We start from the raw sequence: 17,492 nt of genomic DNA, 5'->3' as shown, positions 1-17,492 counted from the left end.
CCCCGCTCAACACCAACGCCGCTCGCCCCGTCCGTCTTGCCATGCCAGCCTCCAAAAGGAATCGCTGGGTTGGCATGATCGCACATGATCACATTTACGTAAATGTTTTAACGGAACGATGTACTAGTGCGGCGCAAGGCATCCCGCGGCGGTCAGCGGCTGGATCTGACTGCCAAGGAGTTTCTGCTACTCACGCTCTTTCTGCGAAGGAAAAGCGAAGTGTTGTCTCGCACCGAGATTGCTGAGCAGGTGTGGGACATGCACTTCGACAGCGAAACCAACGTAGTGGAGGTCGCAATTCGTCGCTTGCGAGGCAAAATAGATAAGCCCTTTAACACTGCGCTGCTTCACACTATCCGGGGTATGGGCTACATCATGGAAGAACGCAACGGATGAAGGTATTGGACCAACATCGCTCGTTGCGTCAGCGGCTATCCTGGTGGCTGGCGCTGCAGAGTTTTGCCGGATTGGGGTTGGTCTGTCTGGCCGTCTACCTAGTGACGGAGTTCAACTTTCGCGACCGCCAAGAGGAAACGCTGGCGCAAAAGGAGAACGTCATCCGGCATCTTCTGGCGGGTGGCAAGGAGCACCGGGATGCGGAGGACCTTACTCACAAACTCGACGACTTTCTGGTAGGGCACGGAGATCTTTCACTCGAAGTATTGCAGTCCGACGGAGTCGTGCTTTTCATACACACTCGGAATCAGAACGCGCATACGGTGCTGCGCCATCGGCAATTCGAGGTAGAGCGAGTCGATGGCTTGGCGTCAAGGGTATTGCGCGTGCAACTGTCGCTGGACATACAAACTGACAACCAATTGCTGCATCGGCTCGCAGTCACTTTGCTCGTAGCTGCGATCGGAGGCGCGATCGTGGTTTCGCTTGGGGGGGTTTCTCTGGTCAACCTCGGGCTGGCGCCGGTGCGAAGGCTGGCCAGTCAAACACGCGCACTGTCTGCGGGCAGCCTGCATCAGCGGCTCGATGGCGGGGAGCAACCCCTTGAACTCGTGCCACTGATCGACCAGTTCAATGCGCTTCTGGCACGCATAGAGAAGGCATATTCGCAGATGGAGGGCTTCAACGCAGATGTGGCGCACGAGTTGTGCACGCCGTTGGCCACGCTGATTGCCAACAATGAACTGGCACTCAGGCACCTCCACCAAGCTGACATGCAGGAGGTCATTGCATCTAATCTAGAGGAACTGCATCGCCTGACCGGCATCGTCAAGGACATGTTGTTTCTGTCCCAGGCGGATCGAGGCGTGGGTGCACGCCGCGCACCAGTACCAAGCCTTGCGTCTGTAGCTGCAGATGTGTTGGACTACCACGAGGCGTCTCTGGCCGAGGCAAGACTCACGGCCGAAGTGGTTGGTGACGCGCAAGGTGCCTTCGACTCACCACTGCTGCGTCGTGCGTTGTCAAACTTGCTGGGAAACGCCACGCAGTACGCGAGAGAGGGTTCGATCGTTCAGGTTGGTTTCAAGACCATTGGTGAGGACCGCGTGCTCATCACCGTCACCAATTGCGGCGACACCATTGATCCGGAAATACTTCCCCATTTTTTCGATCGATTCTTTCGCGCCGATCCCGCTCGCAGCCATGGGCAAAGCAACCATGGCCTAGGCTTGGCCATCGTCGGTGCGATCGCCCGCATGCACCATGGCAAGCCAGTCGCATGGTCAGAGTGCGGGGTGACAAGTGTGGGAGTGGAGATCCGCGCCCAGTAATGTCGGTTATAGAGTGGCATCTCGTGATGCAATGGATCAGGACGTCAAGAAGTCTGTCATATGGCGAGAGCGTTAGATGGCGGGGTTGAGCCTCGGATGCTGCTCCTCCCACCAGAAGAACAAAACGGCACCAGATATCAGCATCGCAACGATGACAAACCAGAAGGCACTTTCGGCAGGTTCGCGCCGATCCGCTGGTGACTTCTGTCTACTCGTGTGGTCGGTCCTACATCCTCCGCATTGGCCCCCCCGCGCAGGTCCACCAAATCGCGCTCCAGTTCGCGCCGCTCCATGATAAAAATGTCATCGGACTGTCTAGATTCTGTTGGGGTGCGCTCCCTACGATGAACACATCTCCTCAACGCCCAAGCAAGGCATGAGAGATGCAAGTTTTATTCACTATCGCTAGGAGCTTCAACCATGATCCAAAAACGCCTCTCCCTTTCTTCCATGATTGCCGCCGCGGCCGCAGTGGTTACCCTGAGCCTTCCAGGGATTGCTTCGGCAGCGTACGAGCATCCCGCCAACAACGAAAAGGGCGTCATCGTTCACCCGGAACACTTCAAGAGCGATAAAACCCGTGCTCAAGTCAAAACAGAAGCCGAGGCTGCCATGCGGCAAGGCCTCCTTTCTTACGGCGAAAGCAACTACCCTATCCGCACACCTGATGCGGCAGGTCCAGGCAAGACGCGTGAGCAAGTAGTCAACGAGTTGCGGAACGAGTCACCTGCCGAACGCGACGCGCGTCTGCGTCTCTACTACCCGGGTTGATTGCCCACGTTTGGGGTGCGGAAAATTGCTTGGAATCCATTCTGTGGGATTGTTGACGTTGGCCTGACTAACCTCGGGACAGCCCAGGCCGCCGTCCAATTTCCCATGACACCCCGCCGCCGCGCACCGTCGCGGCGAGCTGCTGTCCCAGCCGCTGCTCGATCACTGGCTTCCACGGCACCAGGCTGAATCCCATGCCGTCATCGAGCATGGCGTAGCGCCCACTGGCGAGCATGACGTTGCGCCGATAGATGCCGGCCACTCGGTGGCCATCGGCCACGGGGCGATGCTCCAGGCCGGTATCAGCCGCTATGTCCTGCGCGGCCTGCACCACTTCCCGATTACGCAGCGTCGTCAGCAGATTGCGCACCAGAATCACACGCTGGCCGCGCTTCTCGGCCAGTCCTTGTTCGGCCAGGAAGTCGGCACGTTTCTGTAGCGCCTCCTTGACCTCGCTGCCAAATCCCAAATCGCCCAATCCCTTGCCCCCACCGATCAACTGCTGGTCCAGCCAGGTGGCGCCGATCACGCGGGCCTGCCGCTCGATGGGCAGGTGCGACTTCAGTTCCACCGCCACGCCGCCCAGGCGCTGTGCGTCGTACTGCCGTCCACGCTCGGGCAGATCGTCGGGCACCTTCCATAGCCCCTCGGCCACGCGCTCCACGATGCCGGCGCGGCGCAGGGCTTCCAGCCTTCGGACATGGGCCGCGACTACCTCCTGCGGGTCGCGCCCAGCTTGGGTCTGGCCCTGTGCAATCGCCAGATGATGGTCGGTGCGGTACAGGCCATCGCTTGCCAGCGCAGCGATGTTGTGATCCGCCGTCCGCACCTTGGCGGAACCGCGTAGTTCCACCACCGCGCCGGTCGGGTAGTTGCCGGGTTCGTCGCGGGCATTGAGCCCGACATAGTGCGCCTTGCCGTCCACGCCGTCGATGACCAGATAGCTCCGGTCTCGCAGCTCGTCGGCCAGCCCCTTGGCGGCCACGCGGCCAATGATGGTGCGGCCGTCGTCGCCCGGCTCAAACACCGCCAGTTCTCGCGGCTGGCCGCTCATCGCCCGCTGCATCGTTCGGATAATGTCGTCGCGCTCACCCAGGGCGCGCAAGGTTTTCTCGGCATCGGCATGGATGGCCCAGGTGCCGGGCTGTACCTCGTCGGCCAGGCCCAGGCGCTGCAAGCGTTGCAGGCGGCCGATCAGCAGCAGGCGCTGACGTTGCAGCTTCGGTTCGTTGAAGCGTCCGACCCGCACACGGCCATCGTCGCCAGTCTCGCGTTTCAGCGTGCGATCCAGGCTCGTCCACCGCTCTTGCTCCACCTCGCGCTGCAAGGTCTGCTGGATCTCCAGCTCGGTACGTGGCCCCAGCCATTCGGTCGCCAACTCGGCGGCACGATGGCGGAAACCATCGGCGATGTAGTCGCCCGCGATGATGAGGTCTTTGCCAGTGTCGTCGCGCCCGCGCACGATCAGGTGGGTGTGCGGGTTGTTGGTGTTCCAGTGATCGACAGCCACCCAATCCAGCCGCGTGCCCAGGTCGGCTTCCATGCGGTTCATCAGGTGGCGCGTGTACGTCCGAAGATCATCCAGTTCGGCGCCATCCTCGGGCGACACGATGAACCGGAAATGGTGCCGGTCATCGGCGCAGCGTTCCTTGAATGCCTCCAGATCAGCTTCATCGACCTGCGGCCCGTAGGCTTGGCCTCGCTCGCCATCGCGGCCCGCGCCATCGCGCTCGATGTAGCGCAGGTGCTTGGTGAGTGATCGGGGACTGGCCTGACGCTGGTTGACCAGCAAGGTTTTGATGTTCACGCGCCGCGACATTGGCGTCAGCTTCGCCCCGGCGAAGCGCGCCGCAGTATGGCCGCGCCCCAGGCGCGAGCCGGGACGCTGGCCGACGTGCTTTCCAGTGCCGCCGGTCGATGCCGGGCGACGCATTGAGGACTTGCCGCCACTGGTCTTGCCGACCTGCTTGAGCACCTTGGAAACAAAGCCCTGGCCCCGGTTCTTCGGAGCACTGGGGCGGATGCGGAAATCGTCATCGCGGCGGTTGCTCATGGCTGTTCCTTGGATAGCTGGGGCGTGTCCGGTAGTGCAAAGCACGCGGACATGCCCGTATCGGCGCGGGCCTCGCGCCCCAGGCGGCACGGCGGCGAAGCCGCGCCGTGCCGTCCAACCCCCACGTGCAGGCTGGCTTTGCGGGCGACGAAGTGCCGCCCCCTTTTGTCTTGCCTTCCGCCTTTGCCTCCCGCTTTCGCTCCCGGCAGCGGCGGCCCGGTGGCGCTGCGCTGCTTGCAGCCAGCCCGCCGGTGAACGCGGCCAGGGCCGCAGCCCGGCGCGTTCAAGGCAAGACGCCTGCACGGTGGACGGCTGCGCCGGATGCAGCGCGAAGTGCAATGCGAACGCATTTGCACTGCACGCGCGGCGACACGGCAGAAGCCACTGAAATGACATGCCCGATGGCACGATGCAATGCACGCCTGCGTGCAGCGAATCGGCAGCCATCATGGGCGGGACTCCAGCCAGACCGGACGTGCAATGCCGATCACGGCGGATGCGCTGACCGGCCCGAAATACCGGCTGTCGAACGACGCCGGGTTGGTCGCGCTGAGCAGGAACAACTCGCCAGGCCGAAGCCGCAGGCACTGCGGCCAGGATGGCAGCGTGCGGCCCAGCCGGTCGGCAGCCAGAACGGCGGCCACCGGCACGCCGTCGATCCAGATTAGCGCATCGACGATGCAAACGTGTTGCGGCGCGACCGCGCCCACGCGCTTGAGCAGCGGAACGCGCGTCGGCAGGTAGCCGCGCTGTGCAGCAAGCGCGGCGGCATCGGGCGGCAGCCGGGCCAAGACGATGCTGCCCACGGACAACGGACGTGGCAGCGAGGCGGCGTGATGGTCGAGCGGATCGACGCGATACCAGCCGACCGCCACGCTGTCGGACGGGTTGTAGATCAGGCGCGGCAGCGGCGACACGAAGGACGCCCAGGCCAGCGCGGCGAGGCCACAGGCGGACAGCGCAGCCAGCACGATGCGAACGCGCAGGCGCGAGCGAGGATGCGGCGCGGCTTCTGCGGAATGTACGGCGGTGGAATGAGCCGTCATGGCAGCGCCCTCCCGGCCAGCCAGGCAGCGTGCCGCTCGGCGCTGTAATCGGGCAGCGGCAAGCGTGCCGCGAGCCGGTTGCCCAGCGTGCGCCAGTACGCGGGTGATGCGGCAGCAGGCGCGATGCCCAGCGCCTCGATGGCGTCGATGCGCTCCAGCACGGCGCGCACCGCGCTGTCGCCCTCGGCGTGCAGCAACAGGCGTGCGCCGGGCTGCACACCGGGAATGCGCTGCGCCGCATCCAAGGGCGTGCAAGCCTGCATCACCATGAGCTGCCAGCGAATCGTGCCGTAGTCGTTGGCCTGCCAGCGGATGCGGCAGAACATGGCGTCGGGCACGAATACGGCGACGCTCCGCCAGCGGTCGTACCGCAGAGTGCGCGCCGGCTCGCCAAAGCGCAGATAGAGCTTGAAGCGGTGCTCAAGGAAGGCCAGCGAAACGCGCGTCAGCGGCGTTGAGGCAGGCCGGCCCGTGAGCGCAATGAGTGACGGCGACGGTGCTGCCGTGGCTGCGGTAGCAAAAGGCAAAGCAGATGCGTTCATGGCATGTTCTCCGGGAATTCCCGCTCCAGCAGTGCGCGCAACAGGTCGGCCACCGTCACGCCCTGCGTGAAAGCCGATACCTTGATGCGCGAGCGCATGGCGGGCGTGATGTCCAGGGTCAGGCGGGCGGTGTAGAGATCGCCCTTGTTGAGCGCATCGGCGTCGCCCTGGCGAATCCACGCCTCGGCGTGCGGATTTGCAGGCGGGCGCGCGCCGATGCCGACGCGCTTGGCCGTGCGTTTGCTGTTGGGTGGCGGCTTCGCCGTCATGTCGGCCACCGCAACAGCTCATCGACCAGTGCAGTGATTTCGCGTGCGGCGGCGCTGTCGGGCGCCGTCTCGCGTGCGACCCGGCCGGCGGCCACGCTGTCTGCGAAGACGATGCGCTGGTGCACTTCCGAGCGCAGCGCAGGAAGTGGCTGCTCGGCCAGCGCCCCGCGTGCTTCGCGCCCAATCACCGTGGTGCTGACGCGCCGGTTGATGACGAAGGCCGCGCGCAGCGCAGGCCGGAACACCTGCGCCTCACGGATCAGCGCCACCATTTCCGCTGATGCCCACAGGTCGTAAGGGCTGGGCTGCACCGGGATCAGCACCCGCTCAGCCGCCAGCAGCGCGGAGCGCGCCAGGGCGGCGATCCTGGGCGGCCCGTCGATGACGACGTGATCGGCCCGTCTGGCGAGTTCTGGCGCTTCCTGATGCAGGGTTTCGCGTGCCAGGCCCACGACGCTGAACAGCCTTGGCAAGCCTTGCTGGCTGCGGCGCTGCGCCCAGTCCAGCGCAGAGCCTTGCGGATCGGCATCCAGCAGGATGACCGATTGCCCGCGCATGGCCAGCTCGCCGGCGATGTGCGTGGCGAGCGTGGTCTTGCCGACGCCGCCTTTCTGATTGAGCAAAGCGACGATCATGGCGCGGCCCTCCAAGCTGGAAAGCTGGCCTGCATTTGCCTTGCAAAACGGGGTTGCTTTGGGCTTTTGGCTTTCTGCCTTTTGGCGGTTGTCCACCGAAACGGCGCGCTGCTACTACAAGTTAGAGAATTTAAATTAGGTAAGTTAAGGGAGGCCGAAACCCGCGCCAGCATTGGCTTTGCGGGCGATTGACACGCCTGATAGCACGATAGTCCCACGCCTGATAGCACGAGCCCGTCCACAGGCCGCGCACCGGTTATCCCCGTGCCGTGTATGGCACGGGCCGGAAGGTCAGCAGTTCGATGCCATCCAACCGCTCGATGCCCAGGACATAACCGGGCAGCGACTGCCGCGCCACCAAGGCGCGCAAGTCGCAGGCGAAGTCGTAGGGTTTGGCCGTGCTGCCCGATTTGCGGTGTAGGTGCCGGAAGTCGAACTGCCAGCCACCGGGCTGGCGCCCGCCGTGCTTCCTCACCAGCCGGTACAGCCATCGCTCGATTCCACCCGTCAGCCGGAAATACGCCGGGTCGATGGTCAGCACCAGTGCCGCATCCATCACACCCGCATAGAACCAGTCCGGCAGGATCAGTTCGATGCCCAGCGGCGTGCCGCGGGCATCGGCCAGTTCCTTCCATTCGTTGATCCACGAGAAGCGGTGCAATCGCCGCCCGGTCGTCTCTCGGATGGAGGTGGCCACCGTGGTGGACTGCAAGCGATCCAGGGCCGCTTTGAGGCGCTGGTAGTCGCGCAGCGACGTACCACGCCCGATGAAGCGCAGAATTTCGTAGGGCGTGGCCTGCATCAACCGCGACAGGCGCAAGCCCGCATCGCGCGCCTCCACGATCTGGCTGGCGGCCCAGATCAGCACGTCCGCATCCCAGATCGTGGCGATGCCGTGCTCGGCCGTGCCTTCCACGCGGATCGTCACGCCGCTGGTGCGGAAGTCGATCGGCGCCGTGCGCCGCGACTTCGCCAGCGAGAAGAACGGAAAGGCCATCAAGTCCTGGCTGTCGCGCGGCGCCATGTCGCCCGGCAAGGCGCGGAACAGGTCTAGCTGTTCGCGTTCTTGCGAGGGCTTGGACACGGCGAAGGTCACCCGCGCGCCAGGAATCAGCGCGCACGGCTGTCCGCCGCATGCTGCTCGGCGTACTCGGGATCGGACGTGCTCTCGAAGCTGCGCTCCGCAGCCCAGACATCGAGGTCGGCCACGGCGTACATGACGCGCCGGCCGAACTTGCGGAACTTCGGCCCACCACCGATCACGCGCTGCTTTTCCAGCGTGCGCGGCGACAGGCGCAAGTAGTCGGCGGCCTCGTCGTTGGTCAGATAGCGCTGGGGCTGCGCGGGAGTAGTCGCGGGAGCGGCGGCGGGCCGCAAGTGAGCAGGACGCATGGTGTGAACCTCCATCGGTTGCAAAGCTCCGGCCGCACAGCGCAACCGGATGGAGGCAGTCTCAGAAAACGAAGCTCTCTTGCTCAGGGTCGTTTTGCGTCCCCTTCAGAACGACCCTTCTCAAGCGGTGGAAGTTGTGCTAATTGGCGATAGCCGCCGCGCATCAACGCATCGCCACGCCGCGCCAGGCGGCGCACCTTGGAGCGCAGGCCGCCGTCGCTGTACCAATCGGCCGCCGCGTCCTCGCCGAACAGTCCTTCGGCGATCACGCGCAAGGACGCGCCCGCCAGGGCCGCGTCGAGCGCCTGCAGGGTGTGCAGTTCCATCAGCGCGGCAGGTGTTGGCCTGGACCGGGCATCGACCAGTGCCGCGCCCAGCGCATGGCTGCGCGTAGGCGCAATGGTGCCGCCGCGATGGGCATAGGCCACGGCCATGCCGTCTTCCAGGCCAGGGGCCAGCGCGAATCGCAGGCAATGGCCAGGGCTGCCTGCGATCAGCACCAGCCCCTTGCCGTCATGAATCAGTTGCTTGTGGCCGGGGATGTGCCAGAACGCGAAGGCCACGGCGTCGGGCGGCGGGTCGGCATCCGGGTAAAGCTGCACCACGGCATCGTGGCCGGGAAGCCAGGCCGGATGCGCGTCGCGCGCATCCAAGGCCGGGTCTTCCAGCAGACGCAAGCCCCAGCGATGCGCCGCGTGTTGTGCCGCTTGTGGCCTGCGCGAACGGTGCAACCAGTCCAGCCGGTACTCGTGATGACGGCGCAGGTACTCCCAGGCCAACGCGAGGCCATCAAGGTGCAGCACGTAGAGATATGCCGCCGTGGGATACCACGGCTCGGTGCTTCGATCCGCCATGACGCAAGCTCCTGTGAAATTGCAGGAACACCACCGCAGACATCAACGCACAAGGGCTATCGCATCAGCATCCAAACGTGAAAAACTTGGATAAGTCGTAACTTTCGTGTCAAGACGGTTTGAATCCGGTACATTGCGCAAAGCGTCTGAATGCGGTGATGGCGCAATGGGAATAGCCGCGCCCTGCAATATCCACCGTGCCGCAAGCCGCGCCGGTCATCGTGACCGTTTTCGCCAGAGTCACCCCAGTGCGCTGCAACAATGCGGATTAAGACCTGACAGGTCTTGAGCCAGACTGAAATAGTCTCAATGCGCCCGGCTTGGCCGGGGCATGAACGGTTCAATCGACGATGGAGCCGTTCTCCTGCGCCAGCCGCAGGTACTCCGACAGGGGCCGCATCGCCTGAAAATACCGATCCCGCATCACCGGCAGCTTGTTCGGGCCGACGATGGAGGCCAGGTCGGACAGCTTGATATGGCCCAGCTCGGGCATGCTGATCCCCAGGTCGATCAGGCCATAGGCCGTGTCCCCATCGGCGGGATCAAGCGAGGCCAGCAGCCAAGTAGCGTGGGCATCCGGCGTGAACAGCCGCACGACCGGCAGCGGATCAACGTCCTGACCGGCAGCGCGGGCCTGGCCGTTGGCCAGCAGTAGCACGCGCTCGTCCTCGGTGGTTAGTGGGTTCATGGCGGGCGATCCCTTCGTCGATGCACGAATCCGCCAAAGCGTGAAGGCGCAGAACCGCATCGGTGGAAGTCAGGAAAGACACGAATGCGGTTCTGTCGGACGAAACAGAAGCGGATTTACTGATTTCCGTAAAAGCAAAAATGAGCCCTATAGATTGTAGTCCTATAGGGCGCAATCGAATGTCATCTTGGGTTTTGGGGAGAACCTGAGGTGGCGGCAAAGCACTCGTTGGCAACAGCATTGAAAACAGTCCGCAAGGTGCGTGGACTGAGCCAGGAAGCATTTTCCGACGTATCCAGCCGCACGTACATGAGTTCGCTGGAGCGCGACCTCAAAAGCCCGACGCTCAACAAGCTGGCCGAGCTGTGCGAGGTCATGCAGGTGCATCCCGTCACGCTGCTGGCGCTGGCCTACACAGGCAAGAGCCCGAAACAGGCTGAGCAGCTTCTGGCGCAGGTGCAGCAGGAGCTGGAGGCGGTGTTAAAGGCCAGCTACGAAGCGTAGCCGGCGTGACCTTGCCAGGCCGATCCGGCGCTGCCGGTTCGGCGGTCTTGCAGGGGCGCCAAGCACAGCGCGGCGGGGATGGGTCTGGCGCCGATCCCCCGGAGGCAAGCGAAGCGCGCAGCGCCGCAGGCGCGAAGCCGCGGGAGGGATTGAAGCCGAATGGCCGTGACGGCAAAGGCGGCACGGGGCGCAGCCCGGAAAGCCCGGCGGCGCATAGCGCCGATCCGCCCTGCATTGGCTTCTGGAAACCCAGGTCATGGTTTTGCAGCCAGGTGGAACTACCTCGAAAACAGGCAGACGAAAATCCAGTTGTTCCGGCTGTCGATACGGCACAGCGCTGCATCAGCAGCACAGCGCCCCGCCGCGATGGGTGGGGCGCTGCGGCCGTCAGGCCGCCTGGGGCTTGCTGCGCGACCAGATCAGCGTGTGCGTGCCGTCTTCTTCCTCGATCAGCCGGGCATAGACCGTCGCCGGGAACGAAGGATCATCGAGGGTGCAGGACACGTAGGCTCGGCCCCCCTCGCTGGTCTTCTTCCACGCCGCGCCCACGTCGTAGCCGGGTGCCTGGATGCGGAAGTCGGGGGCGTTCTCTTTGTCCCCCTTGTCGTTGGGAACCAGCTTGGCCTTGACGTTGAGCGTCAGGGTGCGAAGCGTGCCGGTGTAGCCGTCTTTGTCTGCGGTGAAGGTGCCGATGGTTGCCATGATGAATTTCCTTTCGGTTGAACAAGGTTCGCGCCCATCGCGTCCTTGTTGTGATCCGGCCGGCGGGGGACGGGCTGGCTGCACCGCTTGCGGTCGAAACGCAGTGGAGAGCCGGGAGGCGAAAAGAATTTGTCCCGCGAGGAATGCGCCGAACGCAGTGACAAAGCAGGGGAGATTGTTTTCGCTGGACGGTTGCAGCAATGAAAGCCCGAGGCGCAGCCGCGCCACCGCCAGGATTCACAACGAGACAAGGACGCCTTGGGCCGAACCGCTCCGAAAGGAGTTATGGCCGACTCGGCATCCCCGCATGCAGGCTTCACTGGCTCGCTCCCTGACGCGGGCCAAGGCAACATCCCGACGACGGGCGAGAACGCCCCTGCCCCACCCTGCGGCGCCGCCATTGTGGTGTGGTGTGGAAGCTCCATAGCGAGGCTGGGCGTTGTGCCGTGAACCATCCTTCGTGACGTGACAGGCGAGAACCGCCAGCGTCGAGGACGACACGCATCCGCACAACTTGCCGCAGCAAGCCACGGCGTATTCGCCGCAACGCCCTGCCCATTGCGGCGGGGCGCCGGCCAGGCCGATCCGGCGCAAGCCGGTTCGGCTCTCTTACAGGGGCGCCAATCATCGCGCGGCGGGGATGGGCCTGGCGCAGATCCCCTGGAGGCAACCGAAGCGCGCAGTGCCGCAGGCGCGTAGGCGCGCAGGCGTGAGGGATTGAAGCCGAATGCCTTGACGACACAGACGGCACGGGGTGCAGCCCGCAAAGCCCGGCGGCGCATCGCGCCAGCACGCTCAAGCGTCCTGAGCACCCAACAAAAAATTCGCACATCGAGCGACGACAAAGATCACCCGTTATACGTCCTATGCCATCTTCAAGCCGGTCGTCGCATTGCAATTGAGGCAGTCAGTCACTCCGTACCAGCAATAGCTTGGATCAAATGAATAGCGGGAGGTCTTTCTCTACGAGGCTTATCAACTTGGGAGCGATCTGACCACTGATCTTGACGGTGCCGTTCGCGGCAAATGCAATTTGCCCTCTCAGTCCACTCAAGACCAGTTCAAACACTGCAAGCTCGACCTTGTACTTTAAGCCCGCGAGAACCTCCATGCTCTCAACCACCATCCCCTCTTTGGACACGAACTCCATTCGAGCGACGAGATCGTCAGCGAGAACCGCGCCAACGACCTTCAAACCTATGAGCTTAGAAGAATCGACGGAATTGAAAATGGAAGAGGGGCGCTCCTTGTCGAACGTTACCGGTTTCGCAGTAAAGCCCATACCAGCCAAGGTTTCGAGCGCATTGAGGAGATCACGAATGTTTCTCCCAGCATTCTCAATTCTCAGGAAGATTAGGTCACCCAGTTCTACAACTGCAAAATCGGTAAAGCTTACGCTGTCTATCTGCTCGTAGGTCGGTGCCCCTTCGGCATCCAGCTTGGTTACGACGACTCGTGATCGCCAAAGATACCGGTAAGAGGCACCGCCACTTGGTGCTCGCGAAAACCCGAAAGAGGCTGCAGACTCGAAAGGGCAGTTGGCGACAATCGCCGCCAAATCCCGAGCGCGGGCTGGCAGTTGAATACGAAACCACCGATACCTGATCTGCATCACTCGCTCCCGCTGTCAGTACCCTGAAATTCAACTCTCAGCGCCGCAACAAGGTCCCGGGCCTTCGACTCAATGACCCGCGAAAAAGCATCAATTTCATGTTTGTATGGTTGTCGTCGTCGTGTCGAGATTTTTCCCTCTTCGACTGGGAACACGCCACTCAAGATGAATGAAAATCCCGTGCAATCCTTGAGATCAGAAAAACCCGCCTCAATGTCGTAAACATTGCCTACTCCCATGGTCTCGGTTGCAGTCCACCCCATCTTGATGATGTAGTAATTTTCTTCATCAAGGAGTCCATTCAGAATTTCCGAGCGACTGACCCCGTTGCCGCGAAGAAAAACTCGTTCCACATGAGTCTCGGAACCCTCGACATCCTCTTCTTCTCCGGTCTCACCATCCTGCTCAGGCTTCGCTTTGAATACGTATACGTCAGTCACGTCACGCCGGACAAAGCCAGGCAGTGAACTCGCCAGCTCGTGAAAGAACTTGGATCGAAGCTTTGCCCACGGAATATCAAACAACGCAACGACAACCTTGGTCAATGGCTCCGAGGTCGATTTCTCAACCTTTGCCAATAGCGTTTCCCGGACTCCGTTGAGGTAGTCGTTCTGCGTATTTCGCACAACATACCCTGCCGGAGATTTGACGAATTCAATGGTTCCATCACGAACTTGAACTTGCGAGAACTCGCTGCGTTTGTAATCGATCTGGGAATATTGAATTCGAATGTTGAGATTGTCGCCTTCTCGCGTCACTTGCACCGTGTCGCCGCTTGCCTCCATTTCTTTCTTCAACTGCTCAACGACGCCTTGCAGCTCGTCGGTATCACTTACCCCTGATACGTCCATTGACGTCGTGCGCTCACGTCTTGCGACAACGCCGAGTCTGGCCGCAATCTCCTTGTGGTCGTAGTAGTCGTGCGTCAGCGTTGAGAAGTATTTCGCAAGGTCTTCTCGCGATGTCTTCTTGCTGACCACGATATTGCGGCGTTGAAACAGCCGGATGACGGTCGGTGTATCAACCTTGTGCTGATTCAATGCATCGAAGACATTTTTATCACTTGCGTAGTAAAGCGATGGGCCATGAGCCCGCTTCTTCATTCCCGCCATCCCATATCTCCCGGGTTATACGTGCTGGTAACGCTTGTAATCCTTTCAATCTGGATCTTCGCGAGAATTTCCTCGCGTGCAGGATCAAACCCCCAGGCCTTTACATATTTCTTCTGGGCTGTGAGGAAGATGGATTTGAGATCATTGGGTGCATCTGGGTCAGTGACGCGCAGCAAAATTCGCTCACCGGACTCCAGCATCTGGAACCTCGACAAGCTGTCGAGAAAGTACTCAAACTCTTCCGGGCTGGATGCAGGTGCGTTGTAGTAGATGATGTAGCCCGCACTCTGACTATCCGTTGCGGCGTGCTTGATGATGATGTATGGTGAAGTCAGCGTCTCTACAGTCGCCGGCTGCGCCCAAACATCCCCCTGTCGGCGTGACATCACCAAATCAGGGTAATAGAACGTGTATGTTTGCGGCAGTTCACCTTCGCCTTTCAGGCGGAGAACGTCGTTCGCTATGCTGTACAGGCGCTGAATGTCTTTTGGCCCAAGGTAATGCAGCTGAGTTCCAGGTGCCACAGGAAGTGCTTGCAGATCGACCTTGTCGATGGCCTCATAAAATGGCTTGTCGTAGCCATTGTCATGATTGTGAACGAATAGCAGCCCACGAACCTCATACGCCTCTGATTCGTAAACGGAGTATTTTGACCTCCAAGAATCTGAGCCTCGCGCACAGTCAATCGTCATGCACAGTGATTTGAAGGCACTGCGCAATCTAGTAGAGTTAATTGAATCAGCGGCGTAGCTCTTTAAATCGGTGTGGAGATAAACTGTTCTGCCTAAATATGGATCTTGGTACAAGAAAACAACGTCACCGGGGTGGGTAGCCTTTGGCTTTCCACCTTCGCCAAGGTGCTTTTCATTGGAGCACTCAAAGTTGTCATCCATCTTGGGATGAATTTCCCACAAGAAATGCTTCAGAATATCCTTTGAAAGCCTCGGTGCGATCTCACCAATGTTTATTGTCTCCGCCACAACTCCTCCTTCTTGTTTGGCTGCTACGGAGGCCTGGGCACCAGCTACGCCCTGCCACCAATAAGCAGGGAAATTAGAGCATATTCCACACGTGCAATTGCGCTATGAAGCCCCATTCTCCAGGGTAGAACGTGTCCGAGGCATCGCGCCGCACCGCAATGCCTTCAACGCCGCCGCTTGCCCCTGGGCGCAGCAGGCGGCGGCGCGTGATGTTCCGGCAGCTTGGCTTCTGTACCGGGCGCGGCTACCGCCGCGCCCGGATTTTTGTATTCATCGGCCCCACGGCGAGACGCTGGGGCCGATGCTGGGATGACGGCTATTCCTTCGTCTCGATGATCCACCACACGGCACGCGGCAAAGGGCGACCTGTGCCGGGCGCATAGATCGCTGCCATGCGTGGGCGGCTCGTGGTGGTGTTGGTCGTGGGTATGGTCTGGCTCCTTGCAGGAAAGCGCCCCGGCCGGAACCCGGGCGCTTCCTGCGGCGAGGGTCACGCGGCCAATGCCTCTGCGGGTTCATCCGCCACGGTGGCGGCTTCTTCCGCATCGGGCTGCCCCGCATCCTGCGGGCCTTCCTCGGGCGCGTCCTCCTGCGTGCCTTCGGCCTTGAAGATGGCGGGCATCCAGCCCGTGCCATCGGCCAGCCGCTCGGCTTCGCTGGCAATGTCGGCCTTCTTGAGCTTCGCCAGCCGGGCGACGTGCTCCGGTGCGAACGCGCCCACGGCATCCAGAATCACGGCCTTGGAAACATGCTTGAAGTAGCCTTCGGCGGTCGGCTTCCACCATGCGGCCATGTCGAGGCCCACGGCCTGTGCCAGTTCCGCGCCGGGCTGGTGTGGCGTGGCGCGGGGCGTCACCACATCCACCGTGGACGCCACGCACACGGCCAGCAACTTGACCAGTTCGCCTTGCTCCATCGCCAGCAGCGCGGTGAACAGTTCGGCGCTGTCCTTGGGCAGCTTGCCGCCCCATGCCTGTTGCAATTCGCGCAGCGCCTCAGCAGCGGACGATTCGGGCCAGTCCGGGGCCATGCCTTCCAGCCGGTCTTGTGCCGTGAGACGCACGCCCAGCGGCAGATCGTGCCCGTAGTGGCTGTCCTGCAGGACGGTTTGCACCATGCCATGCACCAGTGCGGCCAATGCCACCTGCGGATGCCGGGCAACTTCGATTTGCAGCGCGGCGGTACGGTGGGCGCTGAGGCGTTGGGCCAACCGATCAGAGATAGCGGCCTTGGGCGCTTCGTCGTTCTCGCCTTCGTCGTCGTTCTCGGCTTCCACGCTGCCGAAACCTTGGCGCAACTTTTCCGGCGTGCGCAGCGCCTTCGCTTCGGCCTCACGCATCAGCCCTCGATGAATCACTGCCTCGCCGTTGCGGTCGATGGTGACGATGGCACCGGCAGCGGCCCGCATGTTCGCGGCATAGTCCAGCAAACCATCTTCCAGTGCCTGCAACTGCTGGCCCAGGCGCTCACCTTCCTCCTGCAAGGCGTCGGCCTTGTCCTCGTCGTCGGCGTCCATCGCGGCATCGAGGGCTTCGGCTACCTCCCGCATCCTGGCTTGCAGCTTCTCGATGCGCAGGGCTTCGCGCTTGCCCGGCGTGCGCCGCTCTCTCGGGGCGCGTTGAAACGCTTGCAGGTCGGCATAGGTGGCGGCGTGTGCAGCATCCACCCATGCCCAGCCTTCGGCCTTCACCTCGGCGGCGATGCCCGCCAGCCTCTCGTGCGCCAGCCGTTCCAGCAAGGCCGCATCGTTGAGGTACACGCCCGCATCGCCTTCCGCGAACAGATCGCGGCGAATCCCGCCGCCTGCGGCTTCGTAGGTGTCCAACCCGACGAATCGCACCAGCGGATGCCGGTAAGCATCAATCTCGCGCTCGGTGAGGCGTTCGCGCAGCGCAGACGGACTGCGCTGCCACTGCGGCGCATCGTAGAACGCGGCGTCTTGCGAAGCATGATCGTCAGTGATGGAAAGCGCCATGAGTTGGTCGAGCGTGACGGCATCGGCCCGGTAGTCGGCCATCAAGCGTGGCGAAACATTCGCCAGCTTCAAGCGCCGCTGCACCACCAGCGGCGTGACGGAAAAATCCGCTGCAATGTCTTCGATGGGCCGGCCTTCGGCCACCAGCGCCGCGAAGGCTTCAAACTGGTCTGCCGGGTGCATGGCTTCGCGCTGCACGTTCTCGGTGAGGCTGGCCGTGCGGGCCGTACCATCGGCCACCAGCAGGCAAGGCACCTCCCAATCCTTGGCGAGGCGGTGCTTCTTCGCCAGCAGCTTCAACGCGGCCAGCCTGCGGCCACCGGCCACCACTTCGTAATGCTCGCCATCGGCAGCGGGAATCACGATGAGGTTTTGCAGCAGGCCCACGCGCTGGATGCTCGCGGCCAGTTCGGGAATGGACATGCGCGGGGTCTTGCGCACGTTGCGGCCCGTGGGGCGCAGCACCAGCTGCGACAGCGGAACCAGAATCATGTTCTTGCTCGGGTCGGCGGCTTGCAGCATGTTGACGGCGGTAGTGGATGCGGTATTGACGGCGCTGGTTTCGGCATGGGTAACGGCGTTCATGATGGACTCCAATCAAATGAAACAGACAGGGAATGGAGGGGAAAC

17 protein-coding genes and 1 pseudogene are annotated in these 17,492 nt (G+C 62.3%); 4 read left to right on the top strand and 14 right to left on the bottom strand.

Annotated elements, in window-relative coordinates:
- Positions 1-123: 123 nt before the first annotated feature.
- From DTW89_RS11195 to DTW89_RS11185, 3 genes and pseudogenes are all read left to right on the top strand, one after another.
- Positions 124-396: pseudogene (locus DTW89_RS11195) on the top strand (winged helix-turn-helix domain-containing protein); the annotation flags it as partial.
- A complete protein-coding gene (locus DTW89_RS11190; protein ID WP_035241113.1) occupies positions 393-1,727 on the top strand; it encodes a heavy metal sensor histidine kinase in 1,335 nt (444 codons plus the stop codon). The pseudogene DTW89_RS11195 and the gene DTW89_RS11190, both read left to right, overlap by 4 nt.
- A gap of 420 nt (positions 1,728-2,147) precedes the next feature.
- Positions 2,148-2,498 (top strand): DUF4148 domain-containing protein, encoded by a 351-nt coding sequence (locus tag DTW89_RS11185; RefSeq protein WP_024815509.1) that lies wholly within the window; start codon positions 2,148-2,150, stop codon positions 2,496-2,498.
- Between the two features lie 67 nt (positions 2,499-2,565).
- Here the strand turns inward: DTW89_RS11185 and DTW89_RS11180 are convergent, their stop codons facing one another.
- The 9 genes from DTW89_RS11180 to DTW89_RS11130 all read right to left on the bottom strand — a co-directional run bounded on the left by DTW89_RS11180 (position 2,566) and on the right by DTW89_RS11130 (position 9,977).
- Positions 2,566-4,551: a relaxase/mobilization nuclease domain-containing protein gene (locus DTW89_RS11180; RefSeq protein ID WP_024815508.1), complete on the bottom strand. Its 1,986-nt coding sequence runs from the start codon at positions 4,549-4,551 to the stop codon at positions 2,566-2,568.
- 446 nt (positions 4,552-4,997) lie between these two features.
- Positions 4,998-5,597, bottom strand: coding sequence for a S26 family signal peptidase (locus DTW89_RS11170; protein WP_024815507.1), 600 nt, complete (start codon positions 5,595-5,597; stop codon positions 4,998-5,000).
- Entirely contained in the window at positions 5,594-6,139 is a 546-nt protein-coding gene (locus DTW89_RS11165) for a DUF2840 domain-containing protein (RefSeq protein WP_024815506.1), read from the bottom strand. Before DTW89_RS11165 ends, DTW89_RS11170 begins: the two co-directional genes overlap by 4 nt.
- A complete protein-coding gene (locus DTW89_RS11160) occupies positions 6,136-6,408 on the bottom strand; it encodes a chromosome partitioning protein ParB (protein WP_087748533.1) in 273 nt (90 codons plus the stop codon). The genes DTW89_RS11165 and DTW89_RS11160 overlap by 4 nt, the downstream gene beginning before the upstream one ends.
- Complete coding sequence (parA, locus tag DTW89_RS11155; protein WP_114656002.1) at positions 6,405-7,043, bottom strand: ParA family partition ATPase; 639 nt, start codon at positions 7,041-7,043, stop codon at positions 6,405-6,407. The genes DTW89_RS11160 and parA overlap by 4 nt, the downstream gene beginning before the upstream one ends.
- Before the next feature lie 256 nt (positions 7,044-7,299).
- Positions 7,300-8,067 (bottom strand): replication initiator protein A, encoded by a 768-nt coding sequence (locus DTW89_RS11145; RefSeq protein ID WP_236637113.1) that lies wholly within the window; start codon positions 8,065-8,067, stop codon positions 7,300-7,302.
- Positions 8,068-8,153: 86 nt separating this feature from the next.
- Positions 8,154-8,435, bottom strand: coding sequence for a helix-turn-helix domain-containing protein (locus DTW89_RS11140; protein ID WP_114656003.1), 282 nt, complete (start codon positions 8,433-8,435; stop codon positions 8,154-8,156).
- 83 nt (positions 8,436-8,518) lie between these two features.
- On the bottom strand, positions 8,519-9,289 hold the full coding sequence (locus tag DTW89_RS11135; RefSeq protein WP_114655999.1) for a DUF2285 domain-containing protein: 771 nt from the start codon (positions 9,287-9,289) through the stop codon (positions 8,519-8,521).
- 340 nt (positions 9,290-9,629) lie between these two features.
- Positions 9,630-9,977 (bottom strand): DUF2958 domain-containing protein, encoded by a 348-nt coding sequence (locus DTW89_RS11130; RefSeq protein ID WP_114655998.1) that lies wholly within the window; start codon positions 9,975-9,977, stop codon positions 9,630-9,632.
- Between the two features lie 210 nt (positions 9,978-10,187).
- On the opposite strand from DTW89_RS11130, the gene DTW89_RS11125 reads away from it, so the two are divergent.
- Positions 10,188-10,481 (top strand): helix-turn-helix domain-containing protein, encoded by a 294-nt coding sequence (locus DTW89_RS11125; RefSeq protein ID WP_114655997.1) that lies wholly within the window; start codon positions 10,188-10,190, stop codon positions 10,479-10,481.
- Between the two features lie 387 nt (positions 10,482-10,868).
- Here DTW89_RS11125 and DTW89_RS11115 read toward each other — a convergent pair whose 3' ends face one another.
- The 5 genes from DTW89_RS11115 to DTW89_RS11090 all read right to left on the bottom strand — a co-directional run bounded on the left by DTW89_RS11115 (position 10,869) and on the right by DTW89_RS11090 (position 17,447).
- Complete coding sequence (locus DTW89_RS11115; RefSeq protein ID WP_114655995.1) at positions 10,869-11,183, bottom strand: DUF736 domain-containing protein; 315 nt, start codon at positions 11,181-11,183, stop codon at positions 10,869-10,871.
- Positions 11,184-12,120: 937 nt separating this feature from the next.
- Positions 12,121-12,795, bottom strand: coding sequence for a hypothetical protein (locus DTW89_RS11105; RefSeq protein ID WP_236637111.1), 675 nt, complete (start codon positions 12,793-12,795; stop codon positions 12,121-12,123).
- Positions 12,795-13,907, bottom strand: coding sequence for a hypothetical protein (locus tag DTW89_RS11100; protein WP_236637110.1), 1,113 nt, complete (start codon positions 13,905-13,907; stop codon positions 12,795-12,797). Before DTW89_RS11100 ends, DTW89_RS11105 begins: the two co-directional genes overlap by 1 nt.
- Positions 13,895-14,887: a hypothetical protein gene (locus DTW89_RS11095; protein WP_114655992.1), complete on the bottom strand. Its 993-nt coding sequence runs from the start codon at positions 14,885-14,887 to the stop codon at positions 13,895-13,897. The genes DTW89_RS11100 and DTW89_RS11095 overlap by 13 nt, the downstream gene beginning before the upstream one ends.
- Positions 14,888-15,377: 490 nt before the next feature.
- On the bottom strand, positions 15,378-17,447 hold the full coding sequence (locus DTW89_RS11090; RefSeq protein ID WP_114655991.1) for a ParB/RepB/Spo0J family partition protein: 2,070 nt from the start codon (positions 17,445-17,447) through the stop codon (positions 15,378-15,380).
- Between the last annotated feature and the right edge of the window lie 45 nt (positions 17,448-17,492).

It is taken from the genome of Acidovorax sp. BoFeN1 (assembly GCF_003345135.1).
Taxonomy (GTDB): domain Bacteria; phylum Pseudomonadota; class Gammaproteobacteria; order Burkholderiales; family Burkholderiaceae_C; genus Acidovorax; species Acidovorax defluvii.
Note: the sequence above shows the minus strand (reverse complement) of the source record. Positions and strands in the feature narration are given on the sequence as shown.

What these genes read in the sequence shown, in the direction of transcription:
- DTW89_RS11135 (WP_114655999.1), bottom strand. Translation starts at nt 9,289, where the DNA reads ATGGCGGATCGAAGCACCGAGCCGTGGTATCCCACGGCGGCATATCTC.
- DTW89_RS11165 (WP_024815506.1), bottom strand. Translation starts at nt 6,139, where the DNA reads ATGAACGCATCTGCTTTGCCTTTTGCTACCGCAGCCACGGCAGCACCG.
- DTW89_RS11100 (WP_236637110.1), bottom strand. Translation starts at nt 13,907, where the DNA reads ATGGCGGGAATGAAGAAGCGGGCTCATGGCCCATCGCTTTACTACGCA.
- DTW89_RS11115 (WP_114655995.1), bottom strand. Translation starts at nt 11,183, where the DNA reads ATGGCAACCATCGGCACCTTCACCGCAGACAAAGACGGCTACACCGGC.
- DTW89_RS11145 (WP_236637113.1), bottom strand. Translation starts at nt 8,067, where the DNA reads ATGGCGCCGCGCGACAGCCAGGACTTGATGGCCTTTCCGTTCTTCTCG.
- parA (WP_114656002.1), bottom strand. Translation starts at nt 7,043, where the DNA reads ATGATCGTCGCTTTGCTCAATCAGAAAGGCGGCGTCGGCAAGACCACG.
- DTW89_RS11090 (WP_114655991.1), bottom strand. Translation starts at nt 17,447, where the DNA reads ATGAACGCCGTTACCCATGCCGAAACCAGCGCCGTCAATACCGCATCC.
- DTW89_RS11105 (WP_236637111.1), bottom strand. Translation starts at nt 12,795, where the DNA reads ATGCAGATCAGGTATCGGTGGTTTCGTATTCAACTGCCAGCCCGCGCT.
- DTW89_RS11185 (WP_024815509.1), top strand. Translation starts at nt 2,148, where the DNA reads ATGATCCAAAAACGCCTCTCCCTTTCTTCCATGATTGCCGCCGCGGCC.
- DTW89_RS11170 (WP_024815507.1), bottom strand. Translation starts at nt 5,597, where the DNA reads ATGACGGCTCATTCCACCGCCGTACATTCCGCAGAAGCCGCGCCGCAT.
- DTW89_RS11180 (WP_024815508.1), bottom strand. Translation starts at nt 4,551, where the DNA reads ATGAGCAACCGCCGCGATGACGATTTCCGCATCCGCCCCAGTGCTCCG.
- DTW89_RS11140 (WP_114656003.1), bottom strand. Translation starts at nt 8,435, where the DNA reads ATGCGTCCTGCTCACTTGCGGCCCGCCGCCGCTCCCGCGACTACTCCC.
- DTW89_RS11130 (WP_114655998.1), bottom strand. Translation starts at nt 9,977, where the DNA reads ATGAACCCACTAACCACCGAGGACGAGCGCGTGCTACTGCTGGCCAAC.
- DTW89_RS11160 (WP_087748533.1), bottom strand. Translation starts at nt 6,408, where the DNA reads ATGACGGCGAAGCCGCCACCCAACAGCAAACGCACGGCCAAGCGCGTC.
- DTW89_RS11190 (WP_035241113.1), top strand. Translation starts at nt 393, where the DNA reads ATGAAGGTATTGGACCAACATCGCTCGTTGCGTCAGCGGCTATCCTGG.